Source organism: Methylobacterium sp. W2 (genome assembly GCF_020662345.1).
Taxonomy (GTDB): domain Bacteria; phylum Pseudomonadota; class Alphaproteobacteria; order Rhizobiales; family Beijerinckiaceae; genus Methylobacterium.
In genome coordinates this window covers 37,063-55,464 of record NZ_VMOA01000026.1, presented here as the reverse complement: position 1 = coordinate 55,464, position 18,402 = coordinate 37,063, and the positions used below count along the sequence as shown (strand labels likewise).

Annotated in this window: 20 protein-coding genes; 9 read left to right on the top strand and 11 right to left on the bottom strand. The window is 67.7% G+C overall.

What is annotated here, in order from left to right; genetic code table 11:
- Positions 1 to 2: 2 nt before the first annotated feature.
- From FPV16_RS15505 to FPV16_RS15490, 4 genes are all read right to left on the bottom strand, one after another.
- Complete coding sequence (locus tag FPV16_RS15505; RefSeq protein ID WP_227439292.1) at positions 3 to 1,481, bottom strand: type II and III secretion system protein family protein; 1,479 nt, start codon at positions 1,479 to 1,481, stop codon at positions 3 to 5.
- A 34-nt stretch (positions 1,482 to 1,515) separates the two neighbouring features.
- Complete coding sequence (gene cpaB / locus FPV16_RS15500) at positions 1,516 to 2,322, bottom strand: Flp pilus assembly protein CpaB (protein ID WP_227439291.1); 807 nt, start codon at positions 2,320 to 2,322, stop codon at positions 1,516 to 1,518.
- Positions 2,323 to 2,516: 194 nt separating this feature from the next.
- Complete coding sequence (locus tag FPV16_RS15495) at positions 2,517 to 3,023, bottom strand: prepilin peptidase (protein ID WP_227439290.1); 507 nt, start codon at positions 3,021 to 3,023, stop codon at positions 2,517 to 2,519.
- 272 nt (positions 3,024 to 3,295) lie between these two features.
- Positions 3,296 to 3,463: a Flp family type IVb pilin gene (locus FPV16_RS15490; protein WP_227439289.1), complete on the bottom strand. Its 168-nt coding sequence runs from the start codon at positions 3,461 to 3,463 to the stop codon at positions 3,296 to 3,298.
- Positions 3,464 to 3,906: 443 nt separating this feature from the next.
- Here FPV16_RS15490 and FPV16_RS15485 point away from each other — a divergent pair, with 443 nt between their 5' ends.
- Positions 3,907 to 4,419: a pilus assembly protein N-terminal domain-containing protein gene (locus tag FPV16_RS15485; RefSeq protein WP_413629307.1), complete on the top strand. Its 513-nt coding sequence runs from the start codon at positions 3,907 to 3,909 to the stop codon at positions 4,417 to 4,419.
- A 23-nt stretch (positions 4,420 to 4,442) separates the two neighbouring features.
- On the opposite strand, the gene FPV16_RS15480 is transcribed toward FPV16_RS15485, so the two are convergent.
- Complete coding sequence (locus tag FPV16_RS15480) at positions 4,443 to 4,982, bottom strand: TIGR02281 family clan AA aspartic protease (RefSeq protein ID WP_227439287.1); 540 nt, start codon at positions 4,980 to 4,982, stop codon at positions 4,443 to 4,445.
- A 322-nt stretch (positions 4,983 to 5,304) separates the two neighbouring features.
- Here FPV16_RS15480 and FPV16_RS15475 point away from each other — a divergent pair, with 322 nt between their 5' ends.
- The 6 genes from FPV16_RS15475 to FPV16_RS15450 all read left to right on the top strand — a co-directional run bounded on the left by FPV16_RS15475 (position 5,305) and on the right by FPV16_RS15450 (position 10,176).
- A complete protein-coding gene (locus FPV16_RS15475) occupies positions 5,305 to 6,000 on the top strand; it encodes a 50S ribosomal protein L25/general stress protein Ctc (protein ID WP_227439286.1) in 696 nt (231 codons plus the stop codon).
- A 125-nt stretch (positions 6,001 to 6,125) separates the two neighbouring features.
- Positions 6,126 to 6,746, top strand: a complete 621-nt coding sequence (gene pth, locus FPV16_RS15470) for an aminoacyl-tRNA hydrolase (RefSeq protein WP_227439285.1) — start codon at positions 6,126 to 6,128, stop codon at positions 6,744 to 6,746.
- Positions 6,747 to 7,010: 264 nt separating this feature from the next.
- Positions 7,011 to 7,457, top strand: coding sequence for a PIN domain-containing protein (locus tag FPV16_RS15465; protein WP_227439284.1), 447 nt, complete (start codon positions 7,011 to 7,013; stop codon positions 7,455 to 7,457).
- A gap of 13 nt (positions 7,458 to 7,470) precedes the next feature.
- Positions 7,471 to 8,568 carry a redox-regulated ATPase YchF gene (gene ychF / locus FPV16_RS15460; protein WP_227439283.1) on the top strand — a complete coding sequence of 366 codons (1,098 nt, stop codon included), beginning with the start codon at positions 7,471 to 7,473 and terminating at the stop codon, positions 8,566 to 8,568.
- A 297-nt stretch (positions 8,569 to 8,865) separates the two neighbouring features.
- Positions 8,866 to 9,861, top strand: coding sequence for a MaoC family dehydratase (locus FPV16_RS15455; protein WP_227439282.1), 996 nt, complete (start codon positions 8,866 to 8,868; stop codon positions 9,859 to 9,861).
- A gap of 42 nt (positions 9,862 to 9,903) precedes the next feature.
- Positions 9,904 to 10,176, top strand: coding sequence for an antitoxin MazE family protein (locus FPV16_RS15450; protein ID WP_319802246.1), 273 nt, complete (start codon positions 9,904 to 9,906; stop codon positions 10,174 to 10,176).
- 66 nt (positions 10,177 to 10,242) lie between these two features.
- On the opposite strand, the gene mtnA is transcribed toward FPV16_RS15450, so the two are convergent.
- The 4 genes from mtnA to trmD all read right to left on the bottom strand — a co-directional run bounded on the left by mtnA (position 10,243) and on the right by trmD (position 15,558).
- Entirely contained in the window at positions 10,243 to 11,340 is a 1,098-nt protein-coding gene (gene mtnA, locus FPV16_RS15445; protein WP_227439281.1) for an S-methyl-5-thioribose-1-phosphate isomerase, read from the bottom strand.
- 360 nt (positions 11,341 to 11,700) lie between these two features.
- Positions 11,701 to 13,293: a phosphoglycerate dehydrogenase gene (serA, locus tag FPV16_RS15440; RefSeq protein ID WP_227439280.1), complete on the bottom strand. Its 1,593-nt coding sequence runs from the start codon at positions 13,291 to 13,293 to the stop codon at positions 11,701 to 11,703.
- 222 nt (positions 13,294 to 13,515) lie between these two features.
- Positions 13,516 to 14,682, bottom strand: coding sequence for a phosphoserine transaminase (locus FPV16_RS15435; protein ID WP_227439279.1), 1,167 nt, complete (start codon positions 14,680 to 14,682; stop codon positions 13,516 to 13,518).
- Positions 14,683 to 14,826: 144 nt separating this feature from the next.
- Entirely contained in the window at positions 14,827 to 15,558 is a 732-nt protein-coding gene (trmD, locus tag FPV16_RS15430; RefSeq protein ID WP_227439278.1) for a tRNA (guanosine(37)-N1)-methyltransferase TrmD, read from the bottom strand.
- A 138-nt stretch (positions 15,559 to 15,696) separates the two neighbouring features.
- On the opposite strand from trmD, the gene FPV16_RS15425 reads away from it, so the two are divergent.
- Together FPV16_RS15425 and FPV16_RS15420 are read left to right on the top strand one after the other, a co-directional pair.
- Positions 15,697 to 16,437: a class I SAM-dependent methyltransferase gene (locus tag FPV16_RS15425; protein ID WP_227439277.1), complete on the top strand. Its 741-nt coding sequence runs from the start codon at positions 15,697 to 15,699 to the stop codon at positions 16,435 to 16,437.
- 79 nt (positions 16,438 to 16,516) lie between these two features.
- Positions 16,517 to 17,308, top strand: a complete 792-nt coding sequence (locus FPV16_RS15420; RefSeq protein WP_227439276.1) for a DUF4239 domain-containing protein — start codon at positions 16,517 to 16,519, stop codon at positions 17,306 to 17,308.
- Between the two features lie 28 nt (positions 17,309 to 17,336).
- Here the strand turns inward: FPV16_RS15420 and rimM are convergent, their stop codons facing one another.
- Positions 17,337 to 18,023: a ribosome maturation factor RimM gene (gene rimM / locus FPV16_RS15415; RefSeq protein WP_227439275.1), complete on the bottom strand. Its 687-nt coding sequence runs from the start codon at positions 18,021 to 18,023 to the stop codon at positions 17,337 to 17,339.
- A gap of 12 nt (positions 18,024 to 18,035) precedes the next feature.
- The gene (gene rpsP, locus FPV16_RS15410; protein WP_227439274.1) at positions 18,036 to 18,398 is read right to left on the bottom strand and encodes a 30S ribosomal protein S16; all 363 of its coding nucleotides are present in this window, start codon (positions 18,396 to 18,398) and stop codon (positions 18,036 to 18,038) included.
- Positions 18,399 to 18,402: the final 4 nt, after the last annotated feature.

The window sequence follows — 18,402 nt, the reverse complement described above, 5'->3', positions numbered from 1 at the left end:
CGTTAATCCGTGATGAAGCCGACGCGGCCACGGTAATTGGCGCCCAGCGGCGCGCTGCCGCCCGAGCGGTAGACGCGGTTCAGGCGTCCGAGCAGGATGCCCTGACCGTCCTGGGCATCGATGAAGCCGTCATCCGGCCGAACGACCTGCTTCGCCTCCATCGCCTTGGCGATGAAGGGCGTGACCATGATCATCAGCTCGGTCTCCTGGCGCTGGTAGTCGCGCGAGCGGAACAGGGCACCGAGGATGGGCAGGTTCACGAGGCCGGGCAGACCACCGATGGCAGCCTTGTTGCGCTGCTGGATCAGGCCGGCGGTCATCATGGTCCCGCCGGAGGCGAGTTCGACGGTGGTCTCGGTCTTCCGCAAGGTGAAGGCGGGCACGGAGACGGCGGAATCGCCCTGGGTGAAGGTGAAGGAGTTGGTCTGGTCGATCTCGGAGACTTCCGTGGCAACCCGCACGGAGATGCGGTTCTCCGCCATCACCACCGGGGTGAAGTTCAGGGTCACGCCATAGGTCTTGAACGCGATGCCGATGGTGCAGACTCCGCCCGTGCAATTCTGCGAGGCGGGGACGGGAATCTCCCCGCCGGCGGTGAATTTCGCGGATTCGCCCGAGATCGCGGTGAGCGTCGGCTCGGCGAGAATGCGTGAGACGCCGGCCTGCTCGAAGGCCCGCAAGGTGGCCGAGATACTCGCCCCGCCGCCTCCGTTGATCGTCGCCTTGATCTCGTTCCCAGTCGGGAATTGACCGCCATTGAGACCGAAGGGCGCGACGTTCGCGAGGTTGAGGCCGGACCAGTTGCCGCTGAGATTGACGCCGAACTGCTTCAGTACGGTCCGGGCCACTTCGACGACGGTGACGCGGAGCATCACCTGATCCTTGCCCCGGATGGTGAGGTTGTTGATGACGGCGCCCCTGCCGCCTGCTCCGCCGGCGGCACCGGCGGCTTGGCCGACGAAGGCGGTCGCGATGTCCATGGCCTGGGCCGCCTCGGCCGCGGAGCCGACAAAGCCCGACAGGATCAGCGAGTCGCCGGCGGTCCGGATGTCGAAGCGCCCGCCCGCGATGCTCTGGAGCAGGATCTGCCGCAGGGTCCCGAGCTTGAGGTCCCGCGCCACGGTGACGTCGAGGGCGGTGATCTGGCGGCCTTCGGCGTCCATGATGAAGATCGAGGTCGCACCGTCCTCCATGCCGATGACGAAGACCTTGCGGGTCGAGCGCACGACGGCGTTGGCCACCTTCGGATTGGCGACGAAGACCTCCTTGGCGTCGCGCGGCAGGTCGATCACGATGGACCGCCCCGTCGTCAACTCGAGACGGCGCGAGGTACCGGATTCGTTGCCGCCGACATCGACGATCGGGGCGGCGGTGAAACCGTCCCTCGGCGCCGCCACGGCGGAGGTGGCGGCCAGCACCAGACCGGCAAGGGCCGCGAACACGGACAGGCTGCCCACGCGGACCCGGTGTCTCGTGGTCATCGGAAAATCTTTCATCATCGCGCGGTTCGGCATCTCAGCGACGCGGTTGTTGTTTGGCGACACCGAAGCGGACGACCGTCAGGGCCGTGTCCTGCTGCGTCTCCGGCGGGGCATCCACGGTCCGGCCGGCATCCATGAGGCTGCGCAGGGAGAGGGAGAGCTGTCCCACCTTCTGGGCCAGGGTGACGGTTTCGGCTTGGGCGGGTGTCAGAGCGAGGGTGGCGGTCTCGCCGGTGACGACGTTGGTCCCGTTCCGCTCCTGAACGATCTGGCCGACCGCGAGCACGCGGATGTCGGTGAGCAAGGTCTCTGAAATCTGGACCTCGCTGCCCCCGGAGCGCGTGGATTCCTCGTCGCGATAGGTGCGGATGAGGTCCACATGATCGTTGGGAAGGATGAAGCCACCGGCCGAACTCGACCCGCGCGTATCGGTGACGATGGCGACGGCGCGCATGCCGGCGGGCAGGATCGCCGCCATGAAGCCGCCGTCGGACCGGGCGAGTTTCTGCGGCCGGATCGGCTCGCCCGCCAGGAAGGCGCTGCGGGTGATCGAGCCGATGATGGTGTCCATGCCGTTCGGCGAGGCCGTGCGCGTCATGTAGCCGACGGTGATGGCCTGGTCGGGCCAGGGCTGCCAGCGAAGGTCGGCGGCCTGGATGTTCTGCCCCATCGGCAGATCGGCGGCGGCCACCAGCACATCCGTGACCGGCAGCGGGGGAGGAGGGGGCGCCTCGACCACGGCCTGGACCGGCGGCGGCGCATCGCTGCCACTCATCAGAAAGGCGGCGCCCGAACCGGCGGCGAGCGCGATGGCGATGACGGCAAGGCGGGCTGGTTTCATCGCCGTGTTCGAACCTGACAGGACGGCCTGCTGCCGTCGCCGTTCAGGCTTCGCCGGGATTCCTCAAATTACGGTTAACGAAAACTAACTCATGCGAATTCTGGACGACCCGCGATAGGTCAGCTCGATAAAGCACCGGGTTCGACAAGCTTCGGGCCGAGCCCGGCAAGTTCAGCTCTTACGTGTATCTGGCCTCACGATGCCATCATTCTTGCCCAGGTCATCGTTTCCGGGATCACGATCAGCGCTCCGAGGGAGAGGGCGATGCCGTAGGGTACGCCGGTCTTGGAGTCGTGAAGGTGCAGGGCAAAGGGCAGGCGGCCTAGGAGACGCGGCAGGGGATGCGCCCGCGCGACGAGGATTGCCAATGTGAGCGCGCCGCCGGCAAGCGACGCGACGACCAGGTACTCGCCCAATCGGTCGAACCCGATCCACACCGCGGTGGCGGCGGCGAGCTTGGCATCGCCTCCGCCGATGATGCGAAAGGCAAAGAGGCTGAACGTCACGACCAGCGTCGCCGCTCCCGCCCCGAGATGGCCGACGAGATCCCAGCCCCACATTCCGGTCGCGCCGGCGAAGATCGCGAAGCCAAGCAGCAGCAGCAGGGACACCGCGTTCGGGATCGTCATCGTCAGCAGATCCCGAGCGGCCGCGTAGGCCATCAGGAACGGGAAGACGATCAGGAGCGTGACACTCGCCATCGGGGACGTCTCGGTCTGAAATCGGAACTCGGATCGTCACCCGGTAAAACACCCTCGCCGCAGGGTGCTCGATCGCGGCGGCAAAGGCGGTTGTCGGGAGCTCGACGGACCGTGGGGTCACCGTCCGCATGAAGCGGGAGGGATTGGACAAGCTCTGCCGGACGATCGGGTCGGACCGTCCGGCGAGGTGATCGATCCACGCACGACCTTGCGTGGATCACCGGTCGCGCAAGAGAAGGGAAACAGTCCGGATCAGGACTGTTCGAACCGGCTTACTTGCCGAGGCCGCCAGCAACCTTGCCCAGGGTCGTGTTGAGGTTGGTACCGACGGTGGTGAGGATGGTGATGACGGCGACGGCGATGAGCGACGCGATGAGGCCGTATTCGATCGCCGTTGCACCCGACTCGTCGGCGGCAAAACGCTTGAAGAGGTTCGACATATTCGTATTCCTTGAGGGTTCGTCTTGCGGAGTTGCCGTCGAGGAGCGGTGTATTTCGACCGGCGACTAAGGATGAAGATGGCCGGTTTCGTCTTGAAATTGCGTTAAGCCGGGGCTGGAAACGGCTTCAGACGCTAATCGATTGCCGTGTGGTAAAAAAACATTAAATGAAAGATAGATACTTCTTCAGTAATACCTACGCAGAGATACCTGTAGAGATCCGGGAAGTATTACAGGGTGCAACCTTTGCTCGTGCGATAAACGTTCAACACACGGCAACTGAGGTCGAGGAGGCCGGAACGACGGCGCTCAATCATACACCGGCGTTAGATCTTCGTTTACCAACACGCCGTTAAAACTGTCACGACGACAAAGCCGGCTGTCCGCTCCGGCGCTCGCGATTCTGTCGAAACCTTACCGTCGCAGCCGAGAACACCCGAGCCATGGGCCACCGGTCAATGCCGACACCGTCGTCCTTGAAAAGATGCGCTCGAGCGAGCGGGATCGCTCTCTGCCTCGCCCTCGGTGCGGCCCCGGCCCTCGCGGAGACGGTGCCGGCCATCGTGACGGTGAATGTCGACAATGCCAAAGTCATTCGCCTGCCCGACCGGACACAGACGGTGATCGTCGGCAACCCCCTCGTGGCGGATGTCGCCCTTCAGCGGAACGGGATCGTCATCCTGACCGGCAAGAGCTTCGGCTCCACCAACCTCATCGCCCTCGACGCGTCCGGCGCGATGCTCGCCGAATCCACCATCAGCGTGCAGGCCGCACAAGGGTCGATCGTCACGGTCCAGCGCGGACTCGACCGCGAATCCTATTCCTGCACCCCGACCTGCATGCCGTCGATGCAACTCGGCGACGCGACGAAGTATTTCGGAGACGTGAGCGGTCAGGCCGACACCCGCCGCAACCTGGCCACCGGCGGGGGCGGGGGCGGGGGAGGCCAGAAGTAGGTCGGCGCGACGTTGAGGCCGCCTCAGCCGCGCATCGTCAGCCGGCCGTCGGACATCTTGAAGTCGTTGAGGCGCCGCAGGAACGACATGCCGAGGAGGCTCTTGCCGAGACGTCCCCGCGGCAGGATCACGGCCTCGACGTCGCGGATGCCGATCGTCCCGATCCGCATCACCGGGATCCGAACGGTGGCGGCGGAGACGGCACCGTTGGCGGTGTCGATGCGGCGGTTGAAATCGCGCTCGTAGACATGGAGCCCCAATCGCTGCGCGTCCTCGTAGCTGAAGGCGCAGATGCTCGCCCCGGTATCCACCAGCATTCTGAGGCTGCGCCCCGCCACGTCGACCTCGGTGGAGAAATGCCCGAGGGAATCGGCCGCCAGGGTCACGGAGTTGGGTGCGAACCGGGTCGCGTTCGTCCCCCCGAGACCCGCATTGTCGAGGTTGAGGACCGTGTCGCCGCGTTCCCGTGGGCGGGAGGCATTCTCGAAGCGCGTGACCAGGGTCAGGCTGACCGTCGCCGCAAGGGAGGTGGCTCCCAACGCCCAGAGGACCGGATGCGTCATCGATGGATCCCTCGCCACACGGGGTGCGATCCTCGGCGGAGCGAGTGAACGAAGTCTTCGCTTGTCCGCGCAGCCAGGGAGCCGACCGTTCGGATGATGAACGCCGCCTTGGTGAGATGCCGGGCATTCATCGCAAACGCGTCGCGGCTCGTGTTGCGCTGCGCGGCGCTTATTGCGCTTCACGGCTCTTGCGGGTATGCACCTCACGCGCCCGCCAGACACCCTTGGAGGCACGGGCGCGTCGTGGATCGGTGAGGGCCGTCCGTTTCGGGCGGCCTTTGGCGTTGCACGGCTTTTTTCTGTTTTTTTGAAGGATCACGCCATGAGCGCAGTAAAGCCGCTTGAGGCCGTGGCACGCGACCGGGTCGGCAAGGGGGCCGCCCGGGAAGTTCGTCGCCAGGGCAACGTTCCCGCCGTCATCTATGGTGGCGGTCAGGCTCCGCAAGCCATCGCCATCGACCTCGTCCGCACCCGCACCCTGATCTACGCCGGTGGCTTCAAGACCACCCTGTTCGAGATCAATGCCGGCGGCCGCAAGACCCGCGCGATCCCGCGCGACTTCCAGCTCGACCCGGTGACCGGCGTGCCGCTGCATGTGGACTTCCTGCGCGTCGTTGCGGGCCAGAACCTCACCGTCGAAGTGCCCGTGCACTTCATCAACGAGGACGAGGCTCCCGGCATCAAGAAGAACGGCGGCACCCTCAACGTCGTGCTGCACACGCTATCGCTCGAAGTGCCGGCGGATGCGATCCCCGACGCGGTCGAGGTCGACCTCACCGGTCTCGAGATCGGCGATTCGATCCACATCGAGGCCGTGAAGCTGCCGGCCAACACGACCTTCACCGGCGAGGCCGAGGCCGTCGTCGCCAACGTCGTGCCGCCGACCGTGCTCGGTGCCGAGGTCGAGGCCGAGGAGGCTGCGATCGCCGAGGCTCAGGCCACCGAAGCCGCCGAGGAGAAGGCCGAGGCTGAGGCCGAAGAGGCCGCCGAGGCTGAAGAAGACAAGAAGGAGGATTGAGGCCCTGGGGCTTCGCGCCCCGGTCTCGTCTCTGTCAACAGGTGCTCCGGCCGCGAGGTCGGGGCACCTTTTCGTTTGACGCCGCTCGTCCGTATCGGTGACGCAGCCTTCTTGGAGTTGATGCCATGCGCCTGATCGTCGGGCTCGGCAATCCAGGGGCCCGCTATGCGGGCAACCGCCACAATATCGGCTTTCTCGCCCTCGACGAGATCGCGCGCGTCCACCGCGCGGGCCCATGGCGGCGCAAGTTCCAGGGCGAGGTGACCGAGGCGACCCTCGGCACCGAACGGGTCGTCCTGCTGAAGCCGCAGACCTTCATGAACGAATCCGGCCGCGCGGTCTCGGAGGCGCAGCGCTTCTACAAGATCGCGCTCTCCGACGTGATCGTGCTGCACGACGAGCTCGACCTCGCGCCGGCCAAGCTCCGGGTGAAGCTCGGCGGCGGCAATGCCGGCCATAACGGCCTGCGCTCGATCACCGCCCAATGCGGCAACGATTACCGGCGCGTGCGCCTCGGTATCGGTCATCCGGGCGACAAGGCCCTGGTCCATGCCTACGTCCTGAACGATTTCGGCAAGGGCGAGCGGGCCTGGGTCGAGGATCTCTGCCGCACCGTCGCGGACCATGCTGCGCTGCTGGCGGCGGGCGAGGATGCGAGCTTCCAGAACAAGGTCCACCTCGCCATGGCGGGCCGCGGCTGGGACGACGTCAAGCAGCTCAACGCCGCGGCCACCGGCCGTGATTGACACGAAAACACGGGGACACGATATCTCGGCCATCGCGAGGATCGCTCATGAAGAACCTCACCATCACCCTCGACGACGATCTGTTCGCCTGGGCTCGCGTCGAAGCGGCTAGGCGCGGTCAGAGTCTGTCGCGTTTCGTCAGCCATGCTCTCATCGAGCGCAGGGCCCCGGACGTCGCCGACCAGTTGGCGGCCCTCAACGTCTTCCTCGACGGTCCGGGATGGCCCGGCGTGACCGAGAATCTGCCGTCCCGCGAGGATCTCTATGACCGGCCGGCTGTTCTTCGACACGAATCTGCTGATCTACGGGATGGACCCGAAGGATGGGGCGAAGCGGGCCCGGAGCGTGCGGCTTCTGAAGCAGGCCTTCGGTCAGAGCCGGATGGTGATCAGCCCGCAGATCCTGAACGAGTGCTACGCCGTCCTCGTCCATAAGCGTCGGCTCGTCTCGGCCTTCGAGGCGGCATCATATCTCGCAGCGCTGTATCCGGCCTGCACGGCGCCCCTCGACGCGCAGACGCACCGGGCGGCGATCGTCATCGAGGAGCGCTATCGCTTCTCGTGGTGGGATAGTGTCGCCATAGCCTCCGCGCTCCAGGCCGGATGCCACTTCTTCGTGTCCGAGGACATGAGCGACGGCCAGACCGTCGATACGCTTCACATCGTCAATCCCTTCACGCCACACGCCAGCGCAACGCTGGCCCTCACCTGACGGACACGCGATCATGGGCTTCAAATGCGGCATCGTCGGCCTGCCGAACGTCGGCAAGTCGACCCTCTTCAACGCGCTGACGCAGACCGCGGCGGCGCAGGCGGCGAACTATCCGTTCTGTACCATCGAGCCGAATGTCGGCGAGGTGGCGGTGCCGGACCCGCGCCTCGACGATCTGGCGCGGATCGCCACGTCGAAGGAGATCATCCCGACCCGGCTGACCTTCGTCGACATCGCCGGCCTCGTGCGCGGCGCCTCGAAGGGGGAGGGGCTCGGCAACCAGTTCCTCGCCAACATCCGCGAGGTCGATGCCATCGCCCATGTGGTGCGCTGCTTCACCGACGGCGACGTGACCCATGTGGAGGGCAAGGTCGACCCCAAGGCCGATATCGAGACCATCGAGACCGAGCTGATGCTCGCCGACCTCGACAGCCTCGAGAAGCGCCTGTTCGCCCTGGAGAAGAAGGCCAAGGGCGCCGACAAGGAGGCCAAGGAGATGCTTGACCTCGTCAACCGCGCCCTGCCGCTCCTGCGCGAGGGTAAGCCCGCCCGCCTGGTGAGCCGCAAGCCGGAGGAGGAGAAGCTGTTCCAGACCCTCGGGCTGATGACGGCCAAACCCGTCCTCTACGTCTGCAACGTGGACGAGGGCGATGCCGACAAGGGCAACGCCTATTCCGAGGCGGTGATCGCCCAGGCCAAGGCCGAGGGTGCGCGCGCGGTGGTGGTCTCGGCCAAGATCGAGAGCGAGATCGCGGTGATGCCGCTGGCCGACCAGGGCGACTTCCTCGAAGCGGTGGGGCTCGTGGAGCCGGGTCTCAATCGCGTCATCCGCGCAGGCTACGAGCTGCTCGGCCTCATCACCTACTTCACCGTGGGGCCGAAGGAGGCGCGCGCCTGGACCATCGAGAAGGGCACCCGCGCCCCGGCCGCGGCGGGCGTGATCCATACGGATTTCGAGAAGGGCTTCATCCGCGCCGAGACCATCGCTTTTGCCGACTACACCGCCCTGAAAGGCGAGAGCGGCGCCAAGGAAGCCGGCAAGTTCCGCCTCGAGGGCAAGGAGTACGTGGTGCAGGACGGCGACGTGCTGCATTTCCGCTTCGCCAATTGAGGAGCGGATACTTCCTCACCTCCGCGGAACCGAGGGCGCACATCCCCTCTCCCCGCGCGCGGGGAGAGGGCCGCGACGACCTTGTCGTCGGCGCGGCGAGGCGGCAGCCGGGGGTGAGGGGGCTCGTCCGCGTAAGCCTCCTCCGGACCGGCCCCCTCACCCTCGCTCCGCTCATCACAAGCACGACAAGGTGCTTGTGATCCTCTCCCCGCAAGCGGGGAGAGGCGGGCCGCCCCTGTAGCTAGCGCGGCGCCATCCTTCGATCCGAAACTCTTCGACCCGAAGACAAGAGGTTCAATGACCGGCATCACCTTCGAGGATTTCACCCCCGGCGACGTGATCGAAGGCGGCCCGCTCGTGGTCACCCGCGACGAGATCGTCGCCTTCGCGACGGAGTTCGATCCGCAGCCGTTCCATCTCGACGAGGAGGCCGCCAAGGCGACGCTCGCCGGCCGATTGATCGGCTCAGGCTGGCAGACGGCCGGGTTCGGCATGCGTCTGCTCCAGGCCCATGTCTTTCGCGGCGCCACCTCCATGGGCTCGCCCGGCATCTCGCAGCTGCGCTGGCTGCGCCCCGTCCTGCCGGGCGACGCGCTGCGGATCGTCACCAAGGTGGAGGAATGCCGCGCCTCGAACTCCAAGCCGGATCGCGGTTTCGTCCGCTTCACCCTCACGGTCCTGAACGGCCGCGACGAATCGGTGATGATCCAGGCCTTCACGGTGATGTTCGCCCGGCGCGGGGCCGATCCCCTGCCGCCGCGCGCAGTGGTTCCGGGCGAGCCCTCGGCCGTCGTCGAGGGCGAGGATGCCGAGACGCTGCTCTTCCTCAAGGAAGCAAAGCTCGGCACGATCCGCGATCTCGGCCGGCACGTCTTCACGCCGGAGGCGATCACGGCCTTCGCGCGGGCCTACGACCCGCAGGCCTTCCATCTCGACGCGGACGCCGCCCGCAAGACCCATTTCGGAGCGCTCTGCGCCTCCGGCTGGCACACGGCGGCGGTCTGGATGAAGCGCCTGCACATCACCCGCCAGCGGGACATCGAACGGACGGAGCGCGACGGCCCGGTGCCACAGCTCGGCCCCTCGCCGGGGTTTCGCGACATGCGCTGGCTCGCCCCGGTCTATGCCGGCGACACGATCGCTTACGCCTGCACCCTCCTCGACAAGCGCGAATCGACCTCGCGCCCCGGCTGGGGTGTGGCCACCCACCACAACACCGCGCAGAACCAGCGCGGGGAGCGGGTGTTCGAGTTTACGGGGTCGGTGTTCTGGCAATGGCAGGCGCCCGTCTGATCGACGACGCTCGGGCACCGAAGGCAGAGGCCTTTGGCATTCGTGCTCCGGCGAGGCAGCAGCATAGCCTGTGAAGCTCGGAGGTGTGCCTTGACCGCTTCACCGAAGACCGGACCGACCACCGAAACCATTCGTCTGCGTCACGCTCGCCTGCGCCGCCAGGGATTGCGGCCGGTAAGGGTCTGGATTCCAAACCCAAGCTCCGCTTCGTTCGCCGCGGAAGCGCATCGGCAATCGGCAGCTGTCGCCACGAGCCATCACGCCGAGGACGATCAGAATTTCATCGATGCCGCGTCGCATTGGGACGAGGGGTGAATCGATATCGCTCGAGGCGAAAGAGGCTCTGACCCGCGTGGGGAAAGGCGGCGTGTCGTCCCTCGGCTACGCCGCCGGACGCCGCTCTGGATACAGCGACAGCAACCCCTCCGCATTCGCCGAGGCCACGCCGCGCTCGGTGATGATGCCCGTCACCAGCCGGGCCGGGGTCACGTCGAAAGCGGGGTTGGCCACCGGGCTGCCCGGCGACACCACCTCGATCGTGGCGAAGCCGCCATCGGCGAGGCGGCCGGTGAGGTGCGAGACCTCGCGGCCGTCGCGCTCCTCGATGGGGATCTGCGCGACGCCGTCGTCGAGGGTCCAGTCGATGGTGGAGAAGGGCAGGGCGGCGTAGAACGGCACGCGGTTGTCGGAGGCCGCCAGCGCCTTCAGGTAGGTGCCGATCTTGTTGCAGACGTCGCCCGAGGCCGTCGTGCGGTCCGAACCGACGATGCAGACGTCGATCTCGCCATGCTGCATCAGATGGCCGCCGGCATTGTCGGCGATGACCGTATGCGGCACGCCGTGCGCGTTGAGCTCGAAGGCGGTCAGCGCCGCGCCTTGGTTCCGCGGCCGGGTCTCGTCGACATAGACGTGGACCGGGATGCCGGCCTCGTGCGCCACGTAGATCGGCGCGAGGGCGGTGCCCCAATCGACGGTGGCGAGCCAGCCGGCGTTGCAATGGGTCAGCACGTCGAGGCGCCGCCCCTTGGCTTTATGCAGATCAGCCAGGATCGCAGCACCATGGCGTCCGATGGCGTGGCAGCTCTCGACATCCTCCTCGGCGATGCGCCCGGCCTCGGCGAAGGCGAAGGCGGCGCGCTCAGGAAGCGCGACCTCGCGCAGCTTGGCGGCGACACGGTCGAGGGCCCAGCGCAGGTTGATCGCGGTGGGGCGGGTGGCAGCCAGGGTCTCGACGGCGTGGTCGATCCCGGCATCGGAGGCGTCCCGGCGAAGGCCCAACGCCAGCCCGTAGGCCGCCGTGACGCCGATGAGCGGCGCTCCCCGCACGATCATGGTGCGGATGGCGACGGCCGCTTCATCGAGGGTGGCGAGCCGCTTCAGTTCGAAAGCGAAGGGCAGGCGGGTCTGGTCGATGACCTCGACGGAAGCGCCGTCGGCGGCGGGCAGGATGGTGCGATAGGGTTTGCCGTCGATGTTCATGGGCGGGCCTCTCGCATGTTCCGGGCGGCGGGGCCAGCCCATAGGTCGCGCGCGCACCTAAGACGTGCGCCGTCGCGCAGGTCATTCATGCTGCGATGTGGAAGGCCAGCCAGTCGACATCCCGCCTGACCTTCCATTGCCTGTTCGCCAAACGTCACGGGACGCTCGCCGCCTTCGCCTGAGACAAAGGCCGCAAACCCTCTCCCCTCTGCGGGAGAGGGTGGCCTTCGCGTCAGCGAAGGTCGGGTGAGGGGAGCGCCCTCTCCGGAAGGACCTGTGCCGGCCCCTCTCCCGCCTGCTCCGCAGGCACCCTCCCCCGCGAAGGGGAAAGGGGGAGACCGAAACCGAGGCTCGTTCCGGTCAGAAGCTCACCGGCCGCGCCCGCTTCACCTGCGGGATCGTCTCGATCTCCGCCCGCACGCTCTCCGAGATCGGCGCATCCACGGCGCAGAAGCAGATGGCGTTGCCGCCCTCTTCCTCGCGGCCGAGGTTGAAGGTCGCCACGTTGACGCCAGCCTCGCCGAGGATGGTGCCGAGCCGGCCGATGAAGCCCGGCTTGTCGTGGTTGCGGACGTAGAGCATGTGCGGCGCGAAGGCGGCGTCGATGGCGATGGAGCGGATCTCGATGATCCGCGGCTTGCCGTCATGGAACACCGTGCCGGCGGCGTCGCGCGGCATGTCCTCGGCATCCACGGTGATGCGGATGACGGATTCGTAGTCGCTCGCCCCGCCCTCGCGCTTGATCTCGTCCACCACGATGCCGCGCTCGCGCGCCAGGGCGGGGGCGGAGACCATGTTGATGTCCTGCAGGAACGGCCGCAGCGCCCCGGTCACCGCCGCCGCGGTGAGCGCGCGGGTGTTCATGCCGGCGACGGCCCCTTCGTAGGTGATGCGGATGCCCTTGATCGGCGCGTCCGTCAGCTGGCCGAGGAACGAGCCGAGCTTTTCGGCCAAAGCCACGAACGGCTTCAACCGGGGAGCCTCATCGGCAGAAATCGATGGGAAGTTGATCGCGTTGGTGATCGCCCCGGTCATCAGGTAGTCGGACATCTGCTCGGCAACCTGCAGCGCCACGTTCTCCTGGGCCTCGTTGGTGGAGGCGCCGAGATGCGGCGTGCACACGACGTTCGGGTGGCCGAAGAGCGGGTTGGCGGTGGCGGGCTCCTCGATGAACACATCGAAGGCCGCCCCGGCCACATGGCCCGAATCGAGGGCCGCACGGAGCGCCACCTCGTCCACGAGGCCGCCACGGGCACAGTTGACGATGCGCACGCCGGGCTTCGTCCGGGCGAGGTTCTCGGCCGACAGGATGTTGCGGGTCTTGTCGGTCATCGGCACGTGGAGCGTGATGATGTCGGCCCGTACCAGCAGCGCGTCGAGCTCGACCTTCTCCACGCCGATCTCGAGGGCGCGCTCGGGGGAGAGGTAGGGGTCGTAGGCCACGACCTTGAGCTTCAGGCCGATGGCGCGGTCGGCGACGATGGCGCCGATATTGCCGCAGCCGATGATGCCGAGCGTCTTGCCCGTGAGCTCGACGCCCATGAAGCGGTTCTTCTCCCACTTGCCGGCCTGGGTCGAGAGGTCCGCCTGCGGGATCTGCCGCGCGAGGGCGAACATCATCGCGATGGCGTGTTCGGCGGTGGTGATGGAATTGCCGAACGGCGTGTTCATCACGATGACGCCGCGCGCCGTGGCGGCCGCGACGTCGACGTTGTCGACGCCGATCCCCGCCCGACCGATGACCTTCAGCCGCGAGGTCTGGGCCAGCACCTTCTCGGTGACCTTGGTGGCCGAGCGGATGGCGAGGCCGTCGTAATGGCCGATGACGGCCGCGAAGCGCTCCTTGTCCTTGCCGAGGTTGGGGAAGAAATCGACGTCGATTCCACGGTCACGGAAGATCTGGACGGCCGCGTTCGAGAGGGAATCGGAAATGAGCACCTTGGGAGCAGCCATGATGGCCTCCGGCTCTTGAGGAAGGGGGATTACTTCGGAGATGAGGCGCGACAGCGCGGCAGATCTCGACCCTCCCCCCATTGCGGGGGAGGGTGGTCGCGGAGCGACCGGGAGAGGGGACGACCTCTCCGGACAGCGCGCTCCCCTCACCCGACCCGCTGCGCGGGCCACCCTCTCCCGCAGGGGGGGAGAGGGGGAGGAGCGTCGAGCGTCAGGCCGACGTCACGCAGCCTTGGCGAGCTTGGCCTTCTGGGCGGCGTAGGACCAGTCGAGCCATGGCATCAGGGCCTCGAGATCCGAGGTCTCCACCGTGCCGCCGCACCAGATGCGCAGGCCGGCCGGCGCGTCGCGATAGGCACCGATGTCGAAGGCGATGCCCTCGGAATCGAGCGTATCGGCAATACCCTTGGCCACAGCCGCCACGGTGGAGTCACCCTTGGCGAGGACGTCCGGATCGGTGATGACGAGGCAGACGCCGGTGTTCGAATACGTCGCCGGATCGACGGCGAGGTGGCCGATCCACGGGGTCCGCGCCACCCAGTCGTGGACGACCTTGGCATTGGCGTCGGCACGGGCATGGAGCGCGTCGAGTCCGCCGATGCTCTGCGCCCAGCGCAGGGTGTCGAGGTAATCCTCCACCGCGAGGAGCGAGGGCGTGTTGATCGTGTCGCCCTTGAAGATGCCCTCGATCAGCTTGCCGCCCTTGGCCATGCGGAAGACCTTGGGGATCGGCCAGGCGGGGGTGGTGTTCTCGATGCGCGCGACCGCGCGGGGCGAGAGGATCAGCATGCCGTGCGCGGCCTCGCCGCCCATCACCTTCTGCCAGGAGAAGGTGACGACATCGAGCTTGGCCCAGTCCAGCGGCATGGCGAAGGCGGCCGAGGTGGCGTCGCAGATGGTGACGCCTTCGCGGTCGGCGGCGATCCAGTCGCCGTTCGGCACGCGGACGCCGGCGGCGGTGCCGTTCCAGGTGAAGATGACGTCGTTGTGCCGGGTGTCGATGGCCGACAGGTCCGGCAGCACGCCGTAGGCGGTCTGGTGGACGATGGGCGAGATCTTCAGTTCCTGCAGCGCGTCGGTGACCCATTCGGAGCCGAAGGCTTCCCAGGCGGCGACCTCGACCGTCTTCGGTCCGAGCATCGACCACATGGCCATCTCGACGGCGCCGGTATCGGAGGCGGGGACGATGGCGATGCGGTAATCGGCGGGCACGCGCAGCACGGTGCGGGTCAGCTCGATGGCCTCGACCAGCTTGGCCTTGCCGGCGGGGGAGCGGTGCGAGCGGCCGAGAGCGGCGTTCTGAAGGGCCTGCAGGGTCCAGCCGGGACGCTTGGTGCAGGGGCCGGACGAGAAGTTCGGCACGCGGGGGCGCGTGTTGGGACGTGTCATGATGAAAAGTCCATCCTTACAGATGAATGCTCCTCGTTGGGGAGGAGTGGCCCGGCGCTGCCAATGAACCTGTCTCGGCAACTTAGCAAGATGCTCGGGCAAGAAATTCAGTCCCGCCGAGCACAAAGGCATCGGTTTTTCCGATCAAGTCTTTGAGAGTCGGGCCTTTGTCGGATGAGATTTATCCGTGTCCAACAGGTCGGGCCGGCGCTCGCGGGTGATCCGTTCCGCCTCGTCCCGGCGCCAGCGGGCGATGGCGCCGTGGTTGCCGCCGGTGAGGATGTCGGGAATCGCACGGCCCTCCCACTCCCGCGGCCGGGTGTAGTGCGGGTATTCGAGGAGCCCGCCCTCGAAGCTCTCCTCGTCGCCCGAGACCGCCTTGCCCATGACGCCGGGCAACAGGCGCACGCAGGCATCGATGGCGACGAAGGCCGCGACCTCGCCACCCGACAGGATGTAGTCGCCGATGGAGACCTCCTCGAGTCCCCGCGCCGCGATGACCCGCTCGTCGACCCCTTCGAACCGGCCGCAGACCACGACGATGCCCGGCCCCTCCGCCAGTTCACGCACGCGGCCCTGCGTCAGGGGGCGGCCGCGCGGGCTCATGAGCAGCCGGGGGCGGGTATCACCGGGGGAGGCGGCGGCATCGATGGCCGCCCCCAGCACGTCGCAGCGGAGCACCATGCCGGCGCCGCCGCCGGCCGGGGTATCGTCCACCGCGCGGTGGCGGCCGATCCCGTGCTCGCGGATCTGCCGGGCCTCCAGGGTCCAGGTTCCGCGCGCGAGCGCGTCGCCCGACAGCGACATCCCGAGGAGACCGGGAAACATCTCCGGGTAGAGGGTGAGGATCGTGGCGGACCAGGGCGCGCTCGTCATGCCGCTTGATGGCGCGTGTGGTGAGGGCGGGTCAACAATCCCCTTCCGGTCTCACGCCGCGACGGGCTCCGCCGAGGATCGCCGTCATGCCGCAACCGGGGGAGGGCACTTCCGGGCGGGCCGCCTCGTTGTCCCGCCATGTCTCCTCGTCTCGCCCTCGCGGCCTTCCTCGCCCTCATCGTCCCGGCCTTCGCCGCAGAACCGCTGGCACCTCCCGGCGCTCCTGCTTCCGCCTTTCCGAAGCCGGACCGGCCGGTGGCCGAGATCATCGCGCCGCTCTGGGCGTCGGAATCCCAGCGCGACCAAGTCGACGAGGTCGGCCAGGTCGCCCGGCTGATGCGGATCGCGCCCGGGGAGACGGTGGCCGATATCGGGGCCGGCAGCGGCTATTACACGGTACGCCTCGCCGAGCGGGTCGGGCCGCAGGGGCGGATCCTCGCCGAGGACATGACGCCGCGTTATCTCGCCGACCTGACGGCGCGCATCACGCACGCCAAACTCGACAACGTCACCGTGGTGCGGGGCGAGCCGCACGATCCGAGGCTCCCGTCCGGCTCCCTCGACGCGGCGTTACTGGTCCACATGTACCACGAGATCAGCCAGCCCTACGGCCTCCTGCACAATCTCGCCGCCGCGATGAAGCCCGGCGGCCGTGTGGGGATCGTCGATGCCGACGCGATTCCCTCGCGGCACGGCACGCCGCCCGCGCTCCTACGGTGCGAACTCGCAGCGGCCGGCTACCGCGAGACCGGGTTCTCGGTGCTGGAGGGCGGGGTCGGCTATCTCGCGATCTTCGAGGCTCCCGCAGCCGATGCGGGTCCCGCCCCCTCCGCGATCACGCCGTGCAAGGATGTGGCGACACGATCCGACCGGCGATGAGCGTGCCCGGATTCACGGTTCGGTAGCGGCGAAGCGCTAGGGTGGCCCCGCCTCGAACACCGAGCGGGAGAATGAGTGCGTGGTCCTGACGTTTTGGCTCGATCAGCCTGTCTGGCTGATGTTCGTCCTTCTGAGCGCGGTCTTCGCCGTCTGCATGGGCGTCCTCAGCATCCTCTCCACCTGGTCCGCGACCCGGCCGGGCATGCACAAGCTCGGGGTCGGCGTCGTCGCTCCCTATTTCAACGCCATCTCGGTGATGCTGGCGCTGCTCACGGGCTTCGTGGCCAACGATGCCTGGGAGCGCCAGCGGCAGGCGACGAAGATCGTGCAATCGGAGAAGACCAATCTCCTCGCCGTGCATGATCTCAGCCTCGCCACGGCCTCCGACATGTCCGCGATCCGCGCCAGGCTGCTCGCCTACGCGAATGCCCTGATCGACGACGAATGGCCGAAGATGACGGTGGGCGAGGCGTCGACGAACGCCAACGAGGCGCTCGGCCAATTGATGCAATCCGTGGCCGATCCCCGGCACAGCACCGAGGCGGGAGCTGCCGCGCATGGGAGCCTCCTCGACGCGGTGATGAACCTGCGGGCGGAGCGCGGCACACGCCTCGGCCTCAGCGACGTACACGGCGACCAGTCGAAATGGCTGACGCTGATGGTGCTGGCGCTGCTCACCCTCGTGTCCATCGGATTGATCCACGTGGACAAGCCGGTGCCCCAGGCCGTCGCGATGATCCTGTTCTCGGCCGCCACGGTGACGACGTTGGGCATGATCGGACTGCACGAGCGGCCGTTCGACGGGCCGATGCCGGTGACGGCGGCGCCGCTGGAGATGGCGCGGACGGCGATGACGAGCGTCAAGCCCTGACCGGTTCCCCGGTCCGGGCGCTCTCGCCTCAGGCCGGCTCGTCGGGCGGCTTCGGCCCGGCGGGCGCGAACAGGTCGTCCGGCGGATCGACGACGACCCGGCCGTTGGCGACGTCGAGGGTCGGGACGAAGACCTTGGTGAAGGGCAGGAGCGCGGTGGGACCGCCCAGCGCCGGCTTGATCTCGAGGAGATCGCCGCCGCCATAATTCGGCACGTCGGTGACGGTGCCGAGGAGCGCGCCGGACAGGTCGACCACGTCGAGGCCGACGAGGTCGGCCGTAAAGAACTCGTCTTCGTCCTCGACATTGCCGAGGCGTTCGCGCGGCAGGTAGATGGCGAGGCGGTTCAGGGCTTCCGCGCCGGTCCGGTCGGAGACGCCCTTCACCCGCACCACGAGGAGGTCGGGCGAGGCACCGCCGGCGCGGCGCACGTCGGTGAGTTCGATGCGCTGGCCGCCGGCGCCGATCAGCGGCCCGTAGGAGCCGATCGCCTGTGGATCGCCGGTATAGGATTTCAGGCGGATCTCGCCGTTGAGCCCATGCGCACGGCCGAACTCGCCCATCTGGACGAGGCTCGGATCCGTGGACGGGAGCGGGACCTCCGGCATCGGCCGGGGCCGATGCGCGGAGGTCGCCGAGCCCGAGCCGATACGGCCCGGGCGGTCGCGACGGCCGCCATCGCCGGTGGGATTGCTGCCTCCGGGACGGCGCGCCATCGCGGGATCGCCTTAGGCCGCGGCGTCTTCGGCGGGGGCAGCGGCCTTCTCGGCGCGCTTGGCGGCGCGCTCCTTGGCCTTCTCGCCCGGCTCGGCCTTCTGCGGGTTGTTGCGCGCGGGGCGCTTGGCGAGGCCGGCGGCGTCGAGGAAACGCAGGACGCGGTCGGTGGGCTGGGCGCCCTTGGCGAGCCAGGCCTGGATCTTCTCGGATTCGAGCACGATGCGGGCCGGATCATCCTTGGGCTTCATCGGGTCGTAGACGCCGACCTTGTCGATGAAGCGGCCGTCACGGGGCGCGCGGGCATCGGCGACGACGATGCGGTAGTACGGGCGCTTCTTGGCGCCGCCACGGGTGAGACGGATCTTGAGGGACATGGTG

What these genes read in the sequence shown, in the direction of transcription:
- FPV16_RS15505 (WP_227439292.1), bottom strand. Translation starts at nt 1,481, where the DNA reads ATGACCACGAGACACCGGGTCCGCGTGGGCAGCCTGTCCGTGTTCGCG.
- cpaB (WP_227439291.1), bottom strand. Translation starts at nt 2,322, where the DNA reads ATGAAACCAGCCCGCCTTGCCGTCATCGCCATCGCGCTCGCCGCCGGT.
- FPV16_RS15495 (WP_227439290.1), bottom strand. Translation starts at nt 3,023, where the DNA reads ATGGCGAGTGTCACGCTCCTGATCGTCTTCCCGTTCCTGATGGCCTAC.
- FPV16_RS15490 (WP_227439289.1), bottom strand. Translation starts at nt 3,463, where the DNA reads ATGTCGAACCTCTTCAAGCGTTTTGCCGCCGACGAGTCGGGTGCAACG.
- FPV16_RS15485 (WP_413629307.1), top strand. Translation starts at nt 3,907, where the DNA reads ATGGGCCACCGGTCAATGCCGACACCGTCGTCCTTGAAAAGATGCGCT.
- FPV16_RS15480 (WP_227439287.1), bottom strand. Translation starts at nt 4,982, where the DNA reads ATGACGCATCCGGTCCTCTGGGCGTTGGGAGCCACCTCCCTTGCGGCG.
- FPV16_RS15475 (WP_227439286.1), top strand. Translation starts at nt 5,305, where the DNA reads ATGAGCGCAGTAAAGCCGCTTGAGGCCGTGGCACGCGACCGGGTCGGC.
- pth (WP_227439285.1), top strand. Translation starts at nt 6,126, where the DNA reads ATGCGCCTGATCGTCGGGCTCGGCAATCCAGGGGCCCGCTATGCGGGC.
- FPV16_RS15465 (WP_227439284.1), top strand. Translation starts at nt 7,011, where the DNA reads ATGACCGGCCGGCTGTTCTTCGACACGAATCTGCTGATCTACGGGATG.
- ychF (WP_227439283.1), top strand. Translation starts at nt 7,471, where the DNA reads ATGGGCTTCAAATGCGGCATCGTCGGCCTGCCGAACGTCGGCAAGTCG.
- FPV16_RS15455 (WP_227439282.1), top strand. Translation starts at nt 8,866, where the DNA reads ATGACCGGCATCACCTTCGAGGATTTCACCCCCGGCGACGTGATCGAA.
- mtnA (WP_227439281.1), bottom strand. Translation starts at nt 11,340, where the DNA reads ATGAACATCGACGGCAAACCCTATCGCACCATCCTGCCCGCCGCCGAC.
- serA (WP_227439280.1), bottom strand. Translation starts at nt 13,293, where the DNA reads ATGGCTGCTCCCAAGGTGCTCATTTCCGATTCCCTCTCGAACGCGGCC.
- FPV16_RS15435 (WP_227439279.1), bottom strand. Translation starts at nt 14,682, where the DNA reads ATGACACGTCCCAACACGCGCCCCCGCGTGCCGAACTTCTCGTCCGGC.
- trmD (WP_227439278.1), bottom strand. Translation starts at nt 15,558, where the DNA reads ATGACGAGCGCGCCCTGGTCCGCCACGATCCTCACCCTCTACCCGGAG.
- FPV16_RS15425 (WP_227439277.1), top strand. Translation starts at nt 15,697, where the DNA reads ATGTCTCCTCGTCTCGCCCTCGCGGCCTTCCTCGCCCTCATCGTCCCG.
- rimM (WP_227439275.1), bottom strand. Translation starts at nt 18,023, where the DNA reads ATGGCGCGCCGTCCCGGAGGCAGCAATCCCACCGGCGATGGCGGCCGT.
- rpsP (WP_227439274.1), bottom strand. Translation starts at nt 18,398, where the DNA reads ATGTCCCTCAAGATCCGTCTCACCCGTGGCGGCGCCAAGAAGCGCCCG.